Annotated in this window: 17 protein-coding genes; 12 read left to right on the forward strand and 5 right to left on the reverse strand. The window is 73.9% G+C overall.

Going from position 1 to position 17,883, the window contains the following annotated elements; translation table 11 throughout:
- The first annotated feature begins 221 nt into the window (after positions 1-221).
- The gene (gene thrS, locus O7628_RS24345) at positions 222-2,225 is read left to right on the forward strand and encodes a threonine--tRNA ligase (RefSeq protein ID WP_278133970.1); all 2,004 of its coding nucleotides are present in this window, start codon (positions 222-224) and stop codon (positions 2,223-2,225) included.
- A 120-nt stretch (positions 2,226-2,345) separates the two neighbouring features.
- Here thrS and O7628_RS24350 read toward each other — a convergent pair whose 3' ends face one another.
- A complete protein-coding gene (locus tag O7628_RS24350) occupies positions 2,346-3,086 on the reverse strand; it encodes a D-Ala-D-Ala carboxypeptidase family metallohydrolase (protein WP_246384553.1) in 741 nt (246 codons plus the stop codon).
- 149 nt (positions 3,087-3,235) lie between these two features.
- Here O7628_RS24350 and O7628_RS24355 point away from each other — a divergent pair, with 149 nt between their 5' ends.
- A complete protein-coding gene (locus O7628_RS24355) occupies positions 3,236-3,748 on the forward strand; it encodes an HIT domain-containing protein (protein WP_278136395.1) in 513 nt (170 codons plus the stop codon).
- A 74-nt stretch (positions 3,749-3,822) separates the two neighbouring features.
- On the forward strand, positions 3,823-4,881 hold the full coding sequence (locus O7628_RS24360) for an aldo/keto reductase (RefSeq protein ID WP_178064267.1): 1,059 nt from the start codon (positions 3,823-3,825) through the stop codon (positions 4,879-4,881).
- 4 nt (positions 4,882-4,885) lie between these two features.
- Here O7628_RS24360 and O7628_RS24365 read toward each other — a convergent pair whose 3' ends face one another.
- Positions 4,886-7,009, reverse strand: coding sequence for an elongation factor G-like protein EF-G2 (locus O7628_RS24365; protein ID WP_278133974.1), 2,124 nt, complete (start codon positions 7,007-7,009; stop codon positions 4,886-4,888).
- Between the two features lie 250 nt (positions 7,010-7,259).
- Between O7628_RS24365 and pgsA the strand changes: the two genes are divergently transcribed.
- The 7 genes from pgsA (at position 7,260) to O7628_RS24400 (ending at position 13,328) form a co-directional block, all read left to right on the forward strand.
- A complete protein-coding gene (gene pgsA, locus O7628_RS24370; protein ID WP_074475966.1) occupies positions 7,260-7,892 on the forward strand; it encodes a phosphatidylinositol phosphate synthase in 633 nt (210 codons plus the stop codon).
- Positions 7,889-8,836 (forward strand): phosphatidylinositol mannoside acyltransferase, encoded by a 948-nt coding sequence (locus tag O7628_RS24375; protein ID WP_278133977.1) that lies wholly within the window; start codon positions 7,889-7,891, stop codon positions 8,834-8,836. Before pgsA ends, O7628_RS24375 begins: the two co-directional genes overlap by 4 nt.
- A 16-nt stretch (positions 8,837-8,852) precedes the next feature.
- Positions 8,853-10,013 carry a glycosyltransferase family 4 protein gene (locus tag O7628_RS24380; protein ID WP_278133980.1) on the forward strand — a complete coding sequence of 387 codons (1,161 nt, stop codon included), beginning with the start codon at positions 8,853-8,855 and terminating at the stop codon, positions 10,011-10,013.
- 87 nt (positions 10,014-10,100) lie between these two features.
- The gene (locus tag O7628_RS24385; RefSeq protein WP_278133982.1) at positions 10,101-10,601 is read left to right on the forward strand and encodes a hypothetical protein; all 501 of its coding nucleotides are present in this window, start codon (positions 10,101-10,103) and stop codon (positions 10,599-10,601) included.
- Positions 10,602-10,732: 131 nt separating this feature from the next.
- A complete protein-coding gene (gene pdxS, locus O7628_RS24390; protein ID WP_043962916.1) occupies positions 10,733-11,650 on the forward strand; it encodes a pyridoxal 5'-phosphate synthase lyase subunit PdxS in 918 nt (305 codons plus the stop codon).
- 83 nt (positions 11,651-11,733) lie between these two features.
- Positions 11,734-12,339 (forward strand): pyridoxal 5'-phosphate synthase glutaminase subunit PdxT, encoded by a 606-nt coding sequence (gene pdxT, locus O7628_RS24395; RefSeq protein ID WP_178064270.1) that lies wholly within the window; start codon positions 11,734-11,736, stop codon positions 12,337-12,339.
- A gap of 239 nt (positions 12,340-12,578) precedes the next feature.
- Entirely contained in the window at positions 12,579-13,328 is a 750-nt protein-coding gene (locus O7628_RS24400; protein WP_178064271.1) for a YebC/PmpR family DNA-binding transcriptional regulator, read from the forward strand.
- Positions 13,329-13,397: 69 nt separating this feature from the next.
- On the opposite strand, the gene O7628_RS24405 is transcribed toward O7628_RS24400, so the two are convergent.
- The gene (locus tag O7628_RS24405; protein WP_278133986.1) at positions 13,398-14,351 is read right to left on the reverse strand and encodes a permease prefix domain 1-containing protein; all 954 of its coding nucleotides are present in this window, start codon (positions 14,349-14,351) and stop codon (positions 13,398-13,400) included.
- Positions 14,348-14,689 carry a PadR family transcriptional regulator gene (locus O7628_RS24410; protein ID WP_074475975.1) on the reverse strand — a complete coding sequence of 114 codons (342 nt, stop codon included), beginning with the start codon at positions 14,687-14,689 and terminating at the stop codon, positions 14,348-14,350. Before O7628_RS24410 ends, O7628_RS24405 begins: the two co-directional genes overlap by 4 nt.
- A 182-nt stretch (positions 14,690-14,871) precedes the next feature.
- On the opposite strand from O7628_RS24410, the gene O7628_RS24415 reads away from it, so the two are divergent.
- Entirely contained in the window at positions 14,872-15,885 is a 1,014-nt protein-coding gene (locus O7628_RS24415) for a hypothetical protein (protein WP_278133990.1), read from the forward strand.
- 189 nt (positions 15,886-16,074) lie between these two features.
- Positions 16,075-16,680, forward strand: a complete 606-nt coding sequence (locus tag O7628_RS24420) for a hypothetical protein (protein WP_278133992.1) — start codon at positions 16,075-16,077, stop codon at positions 16,678-16,680.
- Between the two features lie 207 nt (positions 16,681-16,887).
- Here the strand turns inward: O7628_RS24420 and O7628_RS24425 are convergent, their stop codons facing one another.
- Entirely contained in the window at positions 16,888-17,844 is a 957-nt protein-coding gene (locus tag O7628_RS24425) for a hypothetical protein (protein WP_278133994.1), read from the reverse strand.
- Positions 17,845-17,883 lie beyond the last annotated feature (39 nt).

The following is a 17,883-nucleotide window of genomic DNA, read 5'->3' on the forward strand; positions in this document are numbered from 1 at the left end:
CCTGTGCCACCGGCCCCACCCGGTAGTTCGGCTGGCGCGGCCGAAAGGTTCAATCCGGCGCCCCGCCCGCGGCCGGCCGCCGTGCGCCGCGTTGCCCGGCCCTCGGCGTTAATAAGGGGCCCTTCCACTACCGAATGCGATAAGAAGGGGCCCTTCCTTGCCCGCTAGCATCAGCGGGGGCGGCCAGCCGGCCGCGTCTGTCGTCCTCTGGAGGAGTCACCGTGTCCGCACCCCGTACCCCCGTCGTGGCCGACCCCGTCGTCGTCGCCGCCGGGACGACGGCGGCCGACGCGGTGGCCGCGGCCGGGCTGCCGTCCAGCGGCCCGAAGGCGGTCGTCGTGGTCCGCGACCCGCAGGGCAACCTGCGCGACCTGGACTGGGCGCCCGCCGAGGAGACCGTCGTCGAGCCGGTCGCCCTCGACACCCCGGACGGGCTCAACGTGCTGCGCCACTCGACCGCGCACGTGCTCGCCCAGGCGGTGCAGGACGTGTTCCCCGAGGCGAAGCTCGGCATCGGCCCGCCGATCGAGAACGGCTTCTACTACGACTTCGCCGTCGGCAAGCCGTTCCAGCCCGACGACCTGGCGAAGCTCGAGAAGCGGATGCAGGAGATCGTCAAGTCCGGGCAGCGGTTCCGGCGGCGGCGGTTCGCGAGCCTGGACGAGGCGAAGGCCGAGCTGGCCGCCGAGCCGTTCAAGCTGGAGTTGATCGACGTCAAGGGCGAGGGGCTGGACTCCTCCGAGGTGATGGAGGTCGGCGGTGGCGAGCTGACCATCTACGACAACCTCGACGCCAAGGAGGAGAAGGTCTGCTGGTCGGACCTGTGCCGGGGCCCGCACCTGCCGAACACCCGGCTGATCGGCGCGTTCAAGCTGATGCGCTCGGCCGCCGCCTACTGGCGGGGCAGCGAGAAGAACCCCCAGCTCCAGCGGGTGTACGGCACCGCGTGGCCGACCCGCGACGAGCTGAAGGCGTACCTGAGGCTGCTGGAGGAGGCCGCCCGGCGCGACCACCGCAAGCTCGGCGTCGACCTGGACCTGTTCAGCTTCCCCGACGAGCTGGGCTCCGGCCTGGCGGTCTTCCACCCCAAGGGCGGGATCATCCGGCGGGAGATGGAGAACTACTCGCGGATCAAGCACGAGCAGGCCGGCTACTCCTTCGTCAATACCCCGCACATCACCAAGGGCCACCTGTACGAGGTCTCCGGGCACCTCGACTGGTACGCCGACGGGATGTTCCCGCCCATGGAGGTCGAGGGCGCGAACTACTACCTCAAGCCGATGAACTGCCCCATGCACGACCTGATCTTCCGGTCCCGGGGCCGCTCCTACCGGGAGCTGCCGCTGCGGATGTTCGAGTTCGGCACGGTCTACCGCTACGAGAAGTCCGGTGTGGTGCACGGCCTGACCCGGGTGCGGGGCATGACCCAGGACGACGCGCACATCTTCTGCACCGAGGAGCAGATGGCCGGGGAGCTGAAGTCCCTGCTCGCCTTCGTGCTCGAACTGCTGCGCGACTACGGCCTGGACGACTTCTACCTGGAGCTGTCGACCCGCAACCCGGAGAAGTCGGTCGGCACCGACGAGAACTGGGAGCGGGCGACCGAGGCGCTGCGCTCGGCGGCGCAGGAGTCCGGCCTGCACCTGGTGCCCGACCCGGGCGGCGCGGCCTTCTACGGGCCGAAGATCTCCGTGCAGGCCAAGGACGCCATCGGCCGGACCTGGCAGATGTCCACCATCCAGGTCGACTTCAACCTGCCGGAGCGCTTCGGCCTGGAGTACCAGGCGGCCGACGGCAGCCGGCAGCGACCCGTGATGATCCACCGGGCGCTGTTCGGGTCGATCGAGCGGTTCTTCGGCGTGCTCACCGAGCACTACGCGGGGGCGTTCCCGGCCTGGCTGGCCCCGGTGCAGGTGGTGGGCATCCCGATCCGCGAGGACCACACCGACTACCTGCACGGGTTCGTCGCGGCGCTGCGCGCCGAGGGCATCCGGGCCCAGGTGGACGCGGGCGACGACCGGATGCAGAAGAAGATCCGCACCGCCCAGCAGCAGAAGATCCCGTTCATGGTGATCGCCGGGGACGACGACGTGGCCGCGGGCACGGTGTCGTTCCGCTACCGGGACGGCTCGCAGCGCAACGGCGTGCCGGTCGACGAGGCGGTGGCCCACGTGCTCGACGTGGTCAACTCCCGCACCAACGCCGGCCCGTCGGCGCAGGGGTAAGGCGCAAGGAAGGGCCCCCTCTTAACGCATTCGGTAGAGAAGGGTCCCCCTCTCACGGCGGCCGCCGGTGAGGCGCTCGGCGGCTGCCGGGCGAGGGGGACCCTTCCCGCCCAGGGCGGGTCAGATGCCGCAGCTCGGGGCCGACCAGCCGCCCGCCGCTCCGACGTGGACGTGGTCGTTGTGGTCCGGGTAGCCGGGGCCGAGGATCTGCGCGAAGCCGTGGTTGCGGGCCTGCTGGGCCAGCCGGCACAGCGAGTGCGGGCCGGAGCCCATGTCGACGCCGTCGCCGTAGAGGTGCCGGCTGTTGGACGCGCCGCCGACCGCGCTGTTGCAGGCGTAGCTGCGGAAGCCGCTGGTGATCCGGATCGACTGGTCGCCGAGCGCGTGCCGCAGGGCCTGGAGCTTCCACATCGACACGAGGGCGTTGAACCGCGCGGTGCTCGCCGACACCGCCCCGCCGGACCAGTCGCCGTTGCAGTTGTTCAGCTCGGCGTAGCTGAAGTTGACCGGCGTGCAGTCGTCGTCCTGGAGCGCGTACAGCTTGGTGAAGGTCTGCGGGCCGGCGACGCCGTCGGCGGACAGGCCGTACGCCTGCTGGAAGCGGATCAGCGCCGAGCGGGTGGCCGGGCCGAACGAGCCGTCGATGCCGAGGACCGCGCCGTAGCCGGGGTAGCCGGCGAGGCGGATCTGGAGCTGCCGGACGTCCTCGCCGGTGGCGCCGGAGGCCAGCGACCGGCCCCACGTGTAGCACCCGTCGGCGTGCGCGGCACCGGTCGTCACGGTCAGCCCGACCAGGGTGGTGGTGGCGGCGAGAGCGCAGGCGGCCAGGGCCCTGCCGAGCCGGCGGAGTGCGGTCTTCACGTGATCTCCCATCGACGGTTGTCGAGCCTTTTCCTGACTGGAAGCTTCATCGATCAACGTCTCTCCGTCAAGATTCTTCACCCCCTATCCGCCGCCGGGAACGTAGGATCGACGGCGTGACAGGGGCGGAACGGCACACGGGCGACGGCATGACCGACGGGCTGGAACGGCTCTGGACCCCGCACCGGATGACGTACGTCTCCGGTTCCGACCGCCCGGAGGGCGGCTACGACCGACCCGGCGGCTGCCCGTTCTGCCTCGCCCCCGGCCTGCCGGCCGAGGAGAGCCTGGTGGTGGCCCGGGGCGAGCGGGTCTTCGCGGTGCTCAACCTCTACCCCTACAACCCGGGGCACCTGCTGGTCTGCCCCTACCGGCACGTGCCCGACTACACCGACCTCGACCTCGCCGAGACCGCCGAGCTGGCGGCGTTCACCCAGACCGCCATGCGCGTGGTGCGGCGGGTCAGCAACGCCCACGGGTTCAACCTGGGGATGAACCAGGGCGGCGTCGCCGGGGCCGGCATCGCCGAGCACCTGCACCAGCACGTGGTGCCTCGGTGGGGCGGCGACGCCAACTTCATGCCGGTGATCGGGCGCACGAAGGTGCTGCCGCAGCTGCTCACCGACACCCGCGACCTGTTCCGCGACGCCTGGCCCGGCTGACCCTCCGTGGCCGGTTCGTCTCGTTCCGGTGAAACGGCCGTCCGCGGCGGCGCTCCGAGTGGCACGATCTGGCGGTGGCAGTGACGACACGGACATTGGGTCGCAGCGGCATCGAGGTCAGCGCCCTCGGCATGGGCTGCTGGGCCATCGGCGGCCCCTGGGCCGAGGGCGTCCAGCCGCTGGGCTGGGGCGCGGTCGACGACGCCGAGTCGGTCCGGGCGGTCCGCCGGGCGCTCGACCTCGGCGTGACCCTCTTCGACACCGCCGACACGTACGGCGCGGGCCACGGCGAGCAGGTCCTCGGCCGAGCCCTCGCCGGCCGCCGCGACGAGGCCGTGATCGCCACCAAGTGGGGCTACACCTTCGACCCCTCGACCCGCCAGGCCACCGGGCGGGACGCCTCGCCGGCGTACCTGCGCCGGGCCGTGGCCGACTCGCTGCGCCGCCTCGGCACCGACCGCATCGACCTCTACCAGCTGCACCTGGGCGACCTGGCGGTGCCGCGCGCGCAGGCGCTCTTCGCGGCCTGCGACGACCTCGTCGCCGAGGGGCTGATCCGGGCGTACGGGTGGAGCACCGACCGGGTGGACCGGGCCGACGCCCTCGGCCAGGGCGCCCGCCTCGGCACCGCCGTGCAGCACGACCTGTCGGTGCTGCGCGACACCCCCGACATGCTCGCCGTCTGCGACAAGTACGACCTGGCCAGCATCAACCGCGGCCCGCTGGGCATGGGCCTGCTCACCGGCAAGTACGCCGCCGGCTCCACCCTGCCCCGCGACGACGTGCGGGGGGCGACGGCGACCTGGCTGGAGTGGTTCCGCAGCGGCCGGCCCGCCCCGGAGTGGCTGCGCCGGGTCGGCGCGGTCCGGTCGGCGCTGACCGCCGACGGCCGCACCCTCGCCCAGGGGGCGTTGGGCTGGCTCTGGGCCCGCAGCGGCCGGGCGGTCCCGATCCCCGGCTGCCGCACGGTCGCCCAGGTGGAGGAGAACGCCGCGGCGCTGGCCCTCGGCCCGCTGGCCCCGGACCACTTCGCCGAGGTGGAACGCCGACTGGCGGCGCTGCGGTCGGCGGCCCTGCGCTCCGCCGACCGCCCCTACTGGCCGATGCCGCCGACCCCGCCCACCCGCCCCTGACCGGTCAGTGGGCGGGTGCGGGGTCGTAGCGGGCGAACCGGCGGCGGAAGGTGCCCGTTCCCGAGGTGAGCGAGCGCAGCTCGACGGCGTAGCGCAGCAGCTCGACGGCCGGCACCTCGGCGCGCACCAGCGCGTGCCCCTCGGCGTCCGGGTCGGGCTCGGTGCCGAGCACCCGGCCGCGCCGCCCGGCCAGGTCGCCCAGCACCGCGCCGACGGTGTGCCCCGGCACCCGCACGACCACCTCGTCGACCGGCTCCAGCAGGACGGGCTGGCCCTTCTCGGCGGCGTCGCGCAGCGCGAGCGCCCCGGCGGTCTGGAACGCCGCGTCGGAGGAGTCGACGCTGTGCGCCTTGCCGTCGACCAGGGTCACCCGCAGGTCCACCACCGGGTGCCCGGCGACCAGGCCCCGCTCCAGCTGCGTCCGGACGCCCTTCTCCACCGACGGGACGTACTGGTGCGGCACCGCGCCGCCGACGACCCGGTCGACGAACTCGAAGCCCGCGCCCCGGGGCAGCGGCTCGACCTCGATGTCGCAGACGGCGTACTGGCCGTGGCCGCCGGACTGCTTGACGTGCCGGCCGTGCCCCTTCGCGGGCCCGGCGAGGGTCTCCCGCAGCGGCACCCGCACCGGCTCGGTGTCCAGCTCGACGCCGCCGCCGCGCAGCCGGTCGAGCACCACGTCGGCGTGCGCCTCGCCCATGCACCACAGCACGAGCTGGTGGGTCTCCGGGTTGCGTTCCAGCCGCAGGGTCGGGTCGCCGGCGACGAGCCGGGCGAGGTTGCGGGCCAGGGCGTCCTCGTCGGCGCGGCTGCGCGCGACGACGGCGACCGGCAGCAGCGGCTCGGGCATCTCCCACGGGGCGACCAGCAGCGGGTCGTCCTTGGCGGAGATGGTGTCGCCGGTCTCCGCGCTGCCCGACTTGGTGATCGCGCAGATGTCGCCGGCCACGCACGCGCCCACCTCGCGCAGGCTCGCGCCCAGCGGCGTGTAGACGTGCCCGACCCGCTCGTCGGCGTCGTGGTCGGGGTGCCCCCGCTCGGCCATGCCGTGCCCGGCGACGTGCACGGTCAGCTCGGGGCGCAGGGTGCCGGAGAAGACCCGGACCAGCGACACCCGCCCGACGTGCCGGTCCACGGTCGTGCGGACCACCTCGGCGACGAGCGGGCCGGACGGGTCGCAGGCCAGCGGCGGCCGGGGCGAGCCGTCGACCCCGGTGACGGCGGGCAGCTCGTGCTCCAGCGGCGAGGGGAACGCCGACACCAGGCCGTCGAGCAGCACGTCCAGGCCGACCCCGGTCGCCGCGCAGACCGGCAGCACCGGGTGGAAGTGCCCCCGGGCGACGGCCTTCTCCAGGTCGGCGACCAGCACGGCGGTGTCGATCTCCTCGCCGGCGAGGTAACGGTCCATGAGGGACTCGTCCTCGCTCTCGGCGATGATCCCCTCGATCAGCTCGTTGCGGGACTCGGCGATCGCCGGCAGGTGCTCCGGGTCCGGCTCGCGCACCTGCGCCGGCAGGCCGGCGGTGTAGTCGAGGACCCGGCGGGTGACGAGGCCGAGCAGCCCCGCGACGGACTCGCCGTCGTCGCCGAGCATCGTCAGGTGCAGCGGCAGCACGTTGTCGCCGAAGACCCGCTGGCACAGCGCCACGGCCTCGTCGAAGTCGGCGCGCGGGTGGTCCAGCCGGGTCACCGCGACCGCCCGGGGCATGCCGACGGCGGCGCACTCCTCCCACAGCGCGGCGGTGGTGGCGTCCATCCCGTCGACGGCGGAGACCACGAACAGGGCGGCGTCGGCGGCCCGCAGGCCGGCGCGCAGCTCGCCGACGAAGTCGGCGTAGCCGGGGGTGTCCAGCAGGTTGATCTTGACGCCCTGGTGCACCAGCGGGGCGCAGGCCAGGCTCACCGAGCGCTGCTGGCGCACGGCGGCCGGGTCGTGGTCGCAGACCGTGGTGCCCTCGGCGACCGAGCCGGCCCGGCCGATCGTGCCGGTGGCTGCGAGCAGCGCCTCGACCAGGGTCGTCTTGCCGGCCCCGGAGTGCCCGACGAGCACCACGTTGCGTACCCCGTCGGGCTCGGTCACCGTCGGCGCGCCGCCGACGGCCCCCTTGTCCTGACTCTTCTGCGCCATGGGGCGCACCTCCCTTGGCCGGTGGTGGGTGGCGACCGCCGCGCGCGACGGGAAGCGGCCCGATGCCGCTGCCGCGGCGACATCCTCCGGTGATCCGCCGCACGGCGGGCACGGGACGGTCCGGCGGGTGAGCTAACTCACCCCCACGCTCGATCTCACACCTCTTGCGGAGCCGGCACAAGACTTCCTCGGGCGGGTCGGCGACCGGGGCGTACCGTCCCGGGGTGCCGGCCGTTATCGTGGGACCGCCATGGCGAAGATCTTCCAAGTGTCGGCCCGCGCGGGGATGACCCGCGTCGTCGAGCCGATCGCGCGCCGCCTGCTCCGCGCGGGCGTGACCCCGAACGCCGTCACCGTGACCGGCACCCTCGGGGTGCTCGTCGGCGCGCTCGGCCTCGGCGCCCGCGGCCACCTCGTCGCCGGCGCGCTGGTCGTGACGTTCTTCGCGCTCACCGACCTGCTCGACGGCACGATGGCCCGGATGAGCGGGGGCTCGACGCGGTTCGGCGCGTTCCTCGACTCGAGCATGGACCGGGTCGCCGACAGCGCCGTCTTCGGCGCGGTCGCCTACTGGCTGGCCACCGAGGGCGACCACGCCGGCGTCGCCGCCGCGCTGCTCTGCCTGGCCGCCGGGGGCCTCGTCTCCTACGTCAAGGCCCGCGCCGAGGGCCTCGGCATGACCTGCAACGTCGGCATCGCCGAGCGCACCGAGCGGCTGCTCATCGTCGGCGTCGGCGGCCTGCTCACCGGCGTCGGCGTCCCGTACGCCCTCCAGGTCGCCCTCTGGCTGCTGGCCGCCGTCTCGATCTTCACCGTGGGGCAGCGGATGGCCCACGTCTACCGGCAGGCGCAGGCGAGCACGCCGAGCGGGTCCCGGGGGTGAACCTCACCGAGCTGGGCTACGTCGCCGGCTGGCGCCTGGCCCGCGCGCTGCCCCGGCCCGTCGTGGCCGCGGCCTTCCGGGCGGGCGCCGACCGCGCCCACCGCGCCGGCGGCGGGGGCACGGCCCGGCTGCGCGCCAACCTGCGCCGGGTCGTCGGCCCCGAGCTGCCCGAGGCGGAGCTGGACGACCTGGTCCGCCGCGGCCTGCGCTCCTACGCCCGCTACTGGATGGAGGCGTTCCGGCTGCCGGCGCTGAGCCGCGCGCAGATCCTCACCGGGTTCCGGCTCGCCCCCGACGGCGTCGACCGGCTCGCCGCCGACGTGGCCGCCGGCCGGGGCGCGGTGGTGGCGCTGCCGCACGCCGGCAACTGGGACGCCGCCGGGGCCTGGGTGGCCGCCACCGGCTGGCCGATCACCACGGTCGCCGAGCGGCTCAAGCCCGAGGGCGTCTACCAGCGCTTCCTCGCCTTCCGCCGGGGCCTCGGCATGGAGATCCTGCCCACCCACGGCGGGGAGCGCCCCGCCTTCGACGTGCTGGTCGACCGGCTGCGCAGCGGCGCGGTGGTGCCGCTGCTGGCCGACCGGGACCTCTCGGCCCGGGGGATCGAGGTCGACTTCTTCGGCGCGCGCACCCGGATGCCCGCCGGCCCGGCCCTGCTGGCCATCCGCACCGGCGCCCCGCTCTACGTCGCCTCGATGTGGTACGAACCGGACGCCGCGTGCGCCTCGATCGCCGGCCCGCTGCCCCTGCCCGACGCCGACAGCGGGCCGCTGGACCAGCGGGTCCGGGTGCTGACCCAGCACATTGCCGACGGTCTGTCGGCGGGCATCGCCCGGCATCCGGAAGACTGGCACATGTTGCAGCGGATGTGGCTGGACCAGCGCGGCACCGGCGACGGGTCCCGGCCCGCCGCCGGCCCGCCGGCCGCCACCGGGACGGCCTGAGGCGAAGGGGCGCGGAATGCGGATCGGCATCGTGTGCCCATACTCCTTCGACGTGCCCGGCGGCGTGCAGAACCACGTGATGGACCTGGCGGAGGCGCTGCTCGGGCTCGGGCACGAGGTGAGCGTCCTCGCGCCCGCCGACGAGGACTCGCCGCTGCCGCCGTACGTGGTGCCGGCGGGCCGGGCCGTGCCGCTGCCGTACAACGGGTCGGTGGCCCGGATCGCCTTCGGCCCGGTCTCCTCCGCCCGCGTCCGGCGCTGGATCGCCCGGGGCGAGTTCGACGTGCTGCACGTGCACGAGCCGCTGACCCTGAGCCTGTCGATGCTGGCCGTGCTGTCGGCCAAGGGGCCGGTGGTGGCCACCTTCCACACCGCGATGACCCGCTCCCGGGTGCTCGCCGCCGCCCAGGGCGTGCTCCAGATCGTGCTGGAGCGGATCACCGCCCGCATCGCGGTCAGCGCGCTGGCCCGCAAGGTCCAGGTCGAGCACATGGACGGCGGCGCGGTGGAGATCCCCAACGGCGTGACCGTCGCCAAGTTCAGCCACGCGGCCCCGCTGCCCGGCTGGCCCGGGGAGTGCGGGCCCGGCGAGGGCGGCACGCTGGGCTTCCTCGGCCGGTTCACCGAGGCCCGCAAGGGCTTCCCGATCCTGCGCGACGCGTTCGTCGAGCTGGCCGCCGTCCGGCCCGGGCTGCGGCTGCTGGTCGCCGGGCCGGGCGACCCGGACGACCTGTTCGACCGGTTTCCCGCCCCGGTGCGCGACCGGGTCACGTTCCTCGGCCTGGTCTCCGAGGCCGACAAGGCGCGGATGCTGCGCAGCGTCCACCTCTACGTGGCCCCGAACACCGGCGGCGAGTCGTTCGGGATGATCCTCACCGAGGCCCTGGCCGCCGGCACGACCGTCGTCGCCAGCGACCTCGACGCCTTCCGCCGGGTCCTCGACGGCGGCCGGGCCGGGCAGCTCTTCCCCACCGGCGACGCCGGGGCGCTGCGGGCGGCCCTCACGGGCCTGCTCGACGATCCGGCGCGGCGGGCCGAGCTGACCGCCTGCGGCGATCAGGTGGTGGCGCACTTCGACTGGCCCGTGGTCGCCCGCCGGGTCCTGGAGGTCTACGCGGCGGCGATCGAGGCGACCGACGGGCGGGTCATCGACCAGGAATGGGCGGGGCCCGGCTGAGTGGTGTGACCGGGGTGGCTTCCGTGACGGGAGTGACGCCGGCCGCGTCGGCCGCACCCCGGACGAGGCGAACGGAGCAGCACTACGATGCCGGGCATGTGGTGGGTGGTGGGCGCGAGCCTGTTCGTCGGGCTCGTCGCGGCGTACCTGATCTGGACCGCCGGCCGGGTCGAGCGGCTGCGCGTCCGCGCGGAGTCCGCCGCCCGGGCCCTCGACGCGCACCTGCTGCGGCGCGCGGCGGCGGCGGCCGTGCTGGCCGAGCGGCGCTACGGCGTCGAGCTGTACGCGGCGGCCCGGATCGCGCTCGACGCCGAGCCGCAGGAGCGGGAGGCCGCCGAGAACGACCTCACCCGGCAGTTGCGGGCGGTGCGGCTGGACCCGGCCGACCCGGACTGCGAGGCGGTGATCGCCGCGAGCCGGCGGCTCGCGCTGGCCCGCCAGGTGCACACCGACCTGGTCCGCGACGCCCGCTCGGCGCGCGGCCGACCCCTGGTGCGGCTGTTGCGGATGGGGCGGCGGCACCCCTGGCCGCGCTACTTCGACATCGACGACCCGACCCTGGAGCTCCCGGCCGACGTGCCCGCCTGAGCCGCGCCGGCCGGGTGACGACGGCCACAGGGCAGGCCACCGTGGGTCTGATTGGCTGTCGGAGCGGCGTTGCACCCGACGTAGCATTCAGCTAGCCGTCACCCCCCGAGCACGCCGAGGAGCGATGACCCGTGCCCGAAACCACCTCCCCGAACGCCAGCGCCACCCCCGTCGTCGGGACCGCCCGCGTCAAGCGCGGCATGGCCGAGATGCTCAAGGGCGGCGTGATCATGGATGTGGTCACCCCCGAGCAGGCCAAGATCGCTGAGGACGCCGGCGCCGTCGCGGTGATGGCCCTGGAGCGGGTCCCCGCCGACATCCGCGCCCAGGGCGGGGTGTCCCGGATGAGCGACCCCGACATGATCGACGGCATCATCGACGCCGTGTCGATCCCGGTCATGGCCAAGGCCCGCATCGGCCACTTCGTCGAGGCCCAGGTCCTCCAGGCCCTCGGCGTGGACTACGTCGACGAGTCCGAGGTGCTGACCCCCGCCGACTACGCCAACCACATCGACAAGTGGGCGTTCACCGTCCCCTTCGTGTGCGGGGCGACCAACCTGGGCGAGGCGCTGCGCCGGATCACCGAGGGCGCGGCCATGATCCGCTCCAAGGGCGAGGCCGGCACCGGCGACGTCTCCAACGCCACCATGCACATGCGCAGGATCCGCCAGGAGATCGCCCGGCTCAGCTCCCTGCCGGCCGACGAGCTGTTCGTCGCGGCCAAGGAGCTCCAGGCGCCGTACGAGCTGGTCCGGGAGGTCGCCGAGACCGGCAAGCTCCCGGTGGTGCTGTTCACCGCCGGCGGCATCGCCACCCCGGCCGACGCGGCGATGATGATGCAGCTCGGCGCGGAGGGCGTCTTCGTCGGCTCCGGCATCTTCAAGTCCGGCAACCCGGCGCAGCGCGCCGCCGCGATCGTGAAGGCCACCACCTTCCACGACGACCCGGACGTGCTGGCCAAGGTCTCCCGGGGCCTCGGCGAGGCGATGGTCGGCATCAACGTCGACGAGATCCCGCAGCCGCACCGCCTGGCCGAACGCGGCTGGTGACGGTGCAAGGAGGGGCCCCCTGTTAACGCATTCTGCATAGGAAGGGCCCCTTCCCGACCAACCGGCCAAGGAGAGGAGCGAACGTGACGGCAGCACCCGCCATCGGTGTGCTCGCGCTCCAGGGCGACGTCCGGGAGCACGTGGCGGCCCTGACCGGCGCGGGCGCGCACGCCCGTCCCGTACGCCGGCCGCGGGAGCTGGACGCGGTCGACGGCCTGGTCATCCCGGGCGGCGAGTCCACCACGATCAGCAAACTCGCCGACATCTTCGACATGCGCGAGCCGATCGACAAGCGGATCGCCGCCGGCATGCCGGTCTACGGCTCCTGCGCCGGCATGATCATGCTGGCCACCGAGGTGCTCGACGGCCGCCCCGACCAGCGGGGCTTCGCCGGCATCGAGATGACGGTGCGGCGCAACGCGTTCGGCCGGCAGGTCGACTCGTTCGAGGCCCCGGTGGCGATCGCCGGGGTCGCGGGGGAGCCGTTCCACGCGGTGTTCATCCGGGCGCCCTGGGTCGAGCGCGTCGGCGTCGGCGTCGATGTGCTCGGCGAGGTGACCGAGGGGCCGGCCGCCGGGCGGATCGTCGCGGTCCGGCAGGGCAACCTGCTGGCCACCTCCTTCCACCCCGAGCTGACCGGCGACCTGCGGCTGCACCGCTACTTCGTGGACCTGGTGCGCGCCGCCTGAGCCGTGGCCGAGGGCCCGCCCGGACACCCGGGCGGGCCCTCGGCGTGTCCGCAGCCGGGCGTGCCGGTGCCGGGTGTGACACCGCCGCGTGCCACCTCGGTAGGATTGCCGCGGTTCGGCAGGGCCCCGCGCCCGCCGCGGCCATCCACGCAGAGCCGACCGGCCCGTCGTGCGCCGGTGGAGAAGTGGAGTTGGCGCGGGCAGTCGACGCCGGCGTGATCAACAGACGGAGGTAGCAGATGTCCGGCCACTCAAAGTGGGCGACCACCAAGCACAAGAAGGCCGTGATCGACGCCAAGCGCGGCAAGATGTTCGCCAAGCTGATCAAGAACGTCGAGGTCGCGGCCCGCACCGGCGGCGGCGACCCGGCCGGCAACCCGACGCTCTACGACGCCATCCAGAAGGCGAAGAAGAATTCCGTACCGAACGACAACATCGACCGGGCGGTCAAGCGCGGCTCCGGCCTGGAGGCCGGCGGCGCCGACTGGCAGACGATCATGTACGAGGGGTACGGCCCGAACGGCGTCGCGATGCTCATCGAGTGCCTCACCGACAACCGCAACCGGGCGGCGACCGAGGTGCGCACCGCGCTGACCCGCAACGGCGGCTCGCTCGCCGACGCCGGCTCGGTGTCGTACATGTTCTCCCGCAAGGGCGTGGTGATCGTCCCCAAGGCCGGCACCAGCGAGGACGACGTGATGCTGGCCGTCCTCGACGCGGGCGCGGAGGAGGTCAACGACCTCGGCGAGGCGTACGAGGTGGTCTCCGAGCCGGGCGACCTGATCGCGGTCCGCACCGCCCTGGAGGACGCCGGCATCGAGTACGAGTCGGCCGAGTCGTCCCTCGTCCCCAGCGTCAACGTGCAGCTGGACGAGGACGGCGCGCGCAAGGTCTTCAAGCTGATCGACGTCCTGGAGGACTGCGACGACGTGCAGAACGTCTACGCGAACTTCGATGTTTCCGACGAGGTCATGGCGGCGGTCGGCTGACCCTTCGCGCCCGGGCGGCGCGCCGCCCGGGCCGGCCCGCAGGTGGCGGACCGGCCCGGGCGCGGGGCCTCAGGCGGCCCGGCGGCGGGCCTGCCCGGCGATGGCCACCGTGTTGCGCACCAGCGACGCCACCACCGCGACCAGGGCGATCGTGTAGACGACGTCGAGGTTGGCGCCGTCGCGCAGCCAGTCGACGCGCTGCACGAACTCGGGGTTGAGCAGCCGGTCGGTGAGGACGAGCCAGGCCACCGGCACCGCGAACGCCAGGTCGAGGGCGACCTTCGTGGCGACCAGCGGCCAGGTCCAGCGGCCGGCCCGGTGCCTGGCCACCTGGAGGGCGATCTCGGCGACCAGCAGGGCGATGAGCGCCGGCAGCCAGAACCGCCACAGCGCGGGGTCGAGCACCGGGATGTGGTCGCCCGCGTCGTCGCGTACCCAGGACCGGAAGTGCTGCCAGGGCAGGAACGCGATCAGGAGCACCAGGGCCGCGATCGACACGGCCGTGTCGGCGAGTGGGGCGGCGCGCCCGGCCGGCCGGTCCTCGGGGAGCTGGTCGACGGTCCACCGGGGCAGGTGGACCGGCAGGCTCAGCCGCTCGACGACCGCGAAGGTGAGCGTGACCCAGAAGGCGACCTGGACGACCACCTCGATGCCGGTGGTGACGCCGACGCCGATGGCCGAGCCCACGCTGCCGCCGTCGACGGCGTCGAGCACGGCCACCAGGGCGCCGATGGCGATCGGCACGGTGGCGAGCAGCAGCCGCAGCAGCCGCCGCCAGGCCAGGTAGTAGGTGGGGCCGATGAGCTGGAGGCGATGGTCGGCGTACCGGGCGGCCAGCCGTTCGGGGTTGCCCAGCTCGGTGAGCACCTCGCGTTCGGCGGTCTCGCGGTCCTGGCCGGCGTCGGTGCGGCCGTCGATCATGTCGGCGATGGAGGCCCGCAGCTCGTCGGCGATCTCCGCCCGGCGCGGGGCGGGCACCGCCCGCAGCGTGGCGGCGAGGTAGCGGTCGGTCAGGGAACTCATCGGGCCACTCCTTCGATCAGGCCGGTGAGGGATCTCTGCACGGCGGAGAAGTCGGCGAGCAGCAGGCGCAGCACCGATTCCCCCTCGTCGCTGGTCCGGTAGAACTTCCGGGGCCGGCTCTCCTCGGTGTTCCACTCGCTGGTCAGCAGGCCCTGCTCCTCCAGTCGGCGCAGCAGAGGGTAGAGCGTGTTGGCGTCCACGGGGAAGCCGTGGTCGGTGAGCCGCTGGAGCAGGGCGTAGCCGTAGTCGGGTCGGCGCAGCGCGACCAGGCTCGCCACCACCACCGTGCCCCGGCGCAGCTCCTGGAGATGGGTGCGCAGGATGTCGTCGCTTACCACGGCTCACACGATAGTGTGTGGCACACAATATTGCTAGCCACCGGGGCCGCCGTTGCCGTTTTGTCCGTTTAACGCATTGTTAGGGCATAGATCTGTTTTCCTCATGTGGCGTACTCCTTCCGAGGGCGGGAGGGCAGATGGACAAGAGGCAGAGCGTGAAACTGGTAAGACGAATGGCATCAGTGGCGACCGTTGCCGTCGCCGGAGCGGGGATGGCGGGGCTCGTCGCCCTGACGACCGGTGGTCCCGCCGTCGCGGCACCCGGTGACGCCAGCGCCCGTGGTGTGGTGGTGGATCTCTCCGCCAGCGTCCTGGGGGTGCCGGTCATCACCGCCAACGCCACCATCGGCAGCGCGACCGCGCCGCCCGGCGGCGGCACCGACACCACCACCGGGCTCGCCGTGACGATCCCCGGCGCGGTGGGGGTCACCGCCAGCGGCACCGTGCTGGAGGTCAGCGCCACCCGTGGGCCGACGGCGTCGTCGGCGAACGCCGACATCGCCGAACTGGCGCTCGGGATCCTGGGCGTTCCGGTCGTCGCCGCCGACCTGATCACCGCCGAGGTGAACTGCCCGCAGAGCGGCGCGCTCACCGCCGACACCAACGTCGTCGGGCTGACCCTGTTCGGCGCGCCCGCCGTGCTGGTGCCGAACACCCCCGGGGTGACCGCCAGCGCCGCCGTCGTGGTGCCCGGCCTGACCGAGGCCAGCCTCACCGTCACCCTCACCGCGGTGGAGGAGACCACCGCCGACACCGCCGCCGCGGTCGCGGTGCTGGCCACCGTCCAGTTGACGGGCTCGGTCGACGGCGGCCAGGTCGTCGACATCCCGGTCGGCACCGTCATCCTCGCCGAGGCCAACTGCGAGCGGCCGTTGGCCCCGACGTCGCCGACGGCCACCCCGACGCAGCCGACGGCCTCGCCCACCGTGACGCCGACGGCGTCGCCGACCCAGCCGACGGCGTCGCCCACCGTGACGCCCACGGCGTCGCCCACCGTGACGCCCACGGCGTCGCCCACCCAGCCGACGCAGTCGCCGACCGCGTCGCCGTACCCGACGCACCACCCGCACCTGCCGGTGACCGGCGACAGCGGAACGGGGCTGTGGTGGACGCTGGGCCTGGGCACCGGGATGGTCACCCTCGGCGCGGGCGCCGTACTGGCCGTCCGTCGCTCCCGTCGGATGACCGGGGCGTGACGACCGGGGCGTGCTGACCGGCTGTCGCCGCTGAGGCGGCGCGGAGTGGGACCCGGCCTACGCCGGGTCCCACTCCGCGTCCGGGCGGCCCGATGCGGTCCCCGACCCGACCCGTCACCGCGCGGGACCGCAGGCCGGGACCGCGGCTGGGCGGTGACCGGAGATCCTGCCGACTGGGACAATCAGCTTGTGCCCAACCTGGACTTCTACGCCGCAGAGGCCGACTGGTCGGCGGTCGTCGAGGCCGTCTTCGAGCTTGGCCTGTTCCGTGTCTTCGAGTCCGACTCCGAGCCCGGCGGCGAGCTGCGCGAGTTCCGAGCCGCCGTCGAGGCCGCCGCCGCGCCCCGGGGACGACACCTGGAGTTGTTCGTCGTCGACTCCGGGCCGGAGCCGACGGTCAGCCGGATCGACCTGCTCGCGGAGGCGCCGGGCGACCCGACGTTCCGGCACTGCTGCGAGGGCTGGGGGCTCGTCCAGCTCCACTACGGCGGGCCGTTCGGCGCGCAGGAGCTGCGCTGGAGCCACACCAACCACAACTCGGAGAAGCGGGCCGCGGCGTGGGCGGCGACCGTGCCCCGACTGGGCGATCCCGCCGCGTGGGACTGGCCGGCGGTCAGCCGCGCCTCAGGCAGGCTGAACCGGGTGATCCGCCGGATGGCCGTGAGCAGGATCGGCGCGCACCCCGTGCTGCCGCACGCCGGCCGGCTCATCGCAGACGCCGGCCTGCGGTACGAGTACGGCACGGGGGTCCACGCGACTCCGGCCCACGGGCAGCCTTCGCGGCTCGTGCCCTGAGCTGTCGCCGACAGGCGCGGACTGCGCCGCCGCCCGACGTCGGCCGCCGGCGCGGAGGGAGCACGATGGGCAGCTGCGCCGCCTGCGGCGACCGGGAGAGCCGCGCAGGCGCGCGGCCGGTCCGCCCGCCCCGCGTCGGGGCCGGGCCGGTCGCGGCCGTCGCGCGACGACCGTGGTGGTCGCCGCGCGACGGCCGGGTGTACGGGGTCAGGCCGCGATCGTCTGCAACTGGGCGAGTCCTCCGCAGGTGGTGCCGCCGAGGTTCTTGAACGAGATCAGGATCTGCCGCTGGGACGATCCGTCGCTGTTGATGCTCTGCCGGTAGACCATGCGGGTGACCTCGAACTGGCAGGTGATGGGCGCGCTGCCCTGGGGCGACGCGCCGACCAGGTAGACCGAGGTGACGGGGTTCGCGTTGAACCAGATCGTGGACCAGGTGGTGCCGGAGGCGATGGTCGCGATGGTGAAGTTGTAGGAGACGGCGGTGGAGCCGAGCCGGATGTCGGTCTGGCAGGCGATGGTCCCGACGTTCTTGACCTCCACGTAGAACTGGCGGAGCGCGCCCGCCGCCGCCGGCTGCACGAACCAGGTGCGGGTCACCCGGAACTGGCAGGCCGCCGAGCTCGTGGCGCCGCTCGGGTTGAGCCCCACCACCCAGTTGGTGTTCCAGGGGATGTTCCACAGGTGCGTCTGGGTGCCACCCGGGCTGACCCCGCCGGTGGAGGTGGCGACCGAGCTGCTCACCGCCGCGAGCTGGACCGTCGCGCCGCAGGCGATCGTGCCGACGTTCTTCAGGGTGAACTGGAACTGCCGCTGCCCACCCCAGAGCTGGACGTACTGGCTGCTGATCGTCTCGAACTGGCACATGGACGAGGTGGTGGCGCCGACCGGGTTGTAGCCGACCACGTAGGCGGCGTCGGCCGGGGCGTTGGTCCAGGTCCAGCCCTGCGTGCCGCCGGCCGCGACCGTCCCGGTGTACCACGTCGCGGCGGTGCCGAACCCGCCCTTCGCGGCGGCGCCGAGCTCACCCGAGGCCGTCGCGGCGGCCCGAGCGTCCCGCATCGACGGCTGCGCCGACGGGTCGGCCTGCGCGACGCCGGCGGCGGCGAGGACCAGGCCGAGTGTCGCGGCGGCGACCAGGGCGGCGCGGATTCTTCCTCCCATTGAAGCTCCTCTGCAGATTGGCCCGGGTCGTCTGCCCGG

Source organism: Micromonospora sp. WMMD956 (genome assembly GCF_029626125.1).
Lineage (GTDB): Bacteria > Actinomycetota > Actinomycetes > Mycobacteriales > Micromonosporaceae > Micromonospora > Micromonospora carbonacea.

Bases quoted from the DNA above. Each gene is read 5' to 3' on its own strand.
- O7628_RS24425 (WP_278133994.1), bottom strand. From the start codon at position 17,844: ATGGGAGGAAGAATCCGCGCCGCCCTGGTCGCCGCCGCGACACTCGGC.
- O7628_RS24405 (WP_278133986.1), bottom strand. From the start codon at position 14,351: ATGAGTTCCCTGACCGACCGCTACCTCGCCGCCACGCTGCGGGCGGTG.
- O7628_RS24385 (WP_278133982.1), top strand. From the start codon at position 10,101: ATGCCGGGCATGTGGTGGGTGGTGGGCGCGAGCCTGTTCGTCGGGCTC.
- O7628_RS24400 (WP_178064271.1), top strand. From the start codon at position 12,579: ATGTCCGGCCACTCAAAGTGGGCGACCACCAAGCACAAGAAGGCCGTG.
- pgsA (WP_074475966.1), top strand. From the start codon at position 7,260: ATGGCGAAGATCTTCCAAGTGTCGGCCCGCGCGGGGATGACCCGCGTC.
- O7628_RS24355 (WP_278136395.1), top strand. From the start codon at position 3,236: ATGACCGACGGGCTGGAACGGCTCTGGACCCCGCACCGGATGACGTAC.
- O7628_RS24380 (WP_278133980.1), top strand. From the start codon at position 8,853: ATGCGGATCGGCATCGTGTGCCCATACTCCTTCGACGTGCCCGGCGGC.
- O7628_RS24365 (WP_278133974.1), bottom strand. From the start codon at position 7,009: ATGGCGCAGAAGAGTCAGGACAAGGGGGCCGTCGGCGGCGCGCCGACG.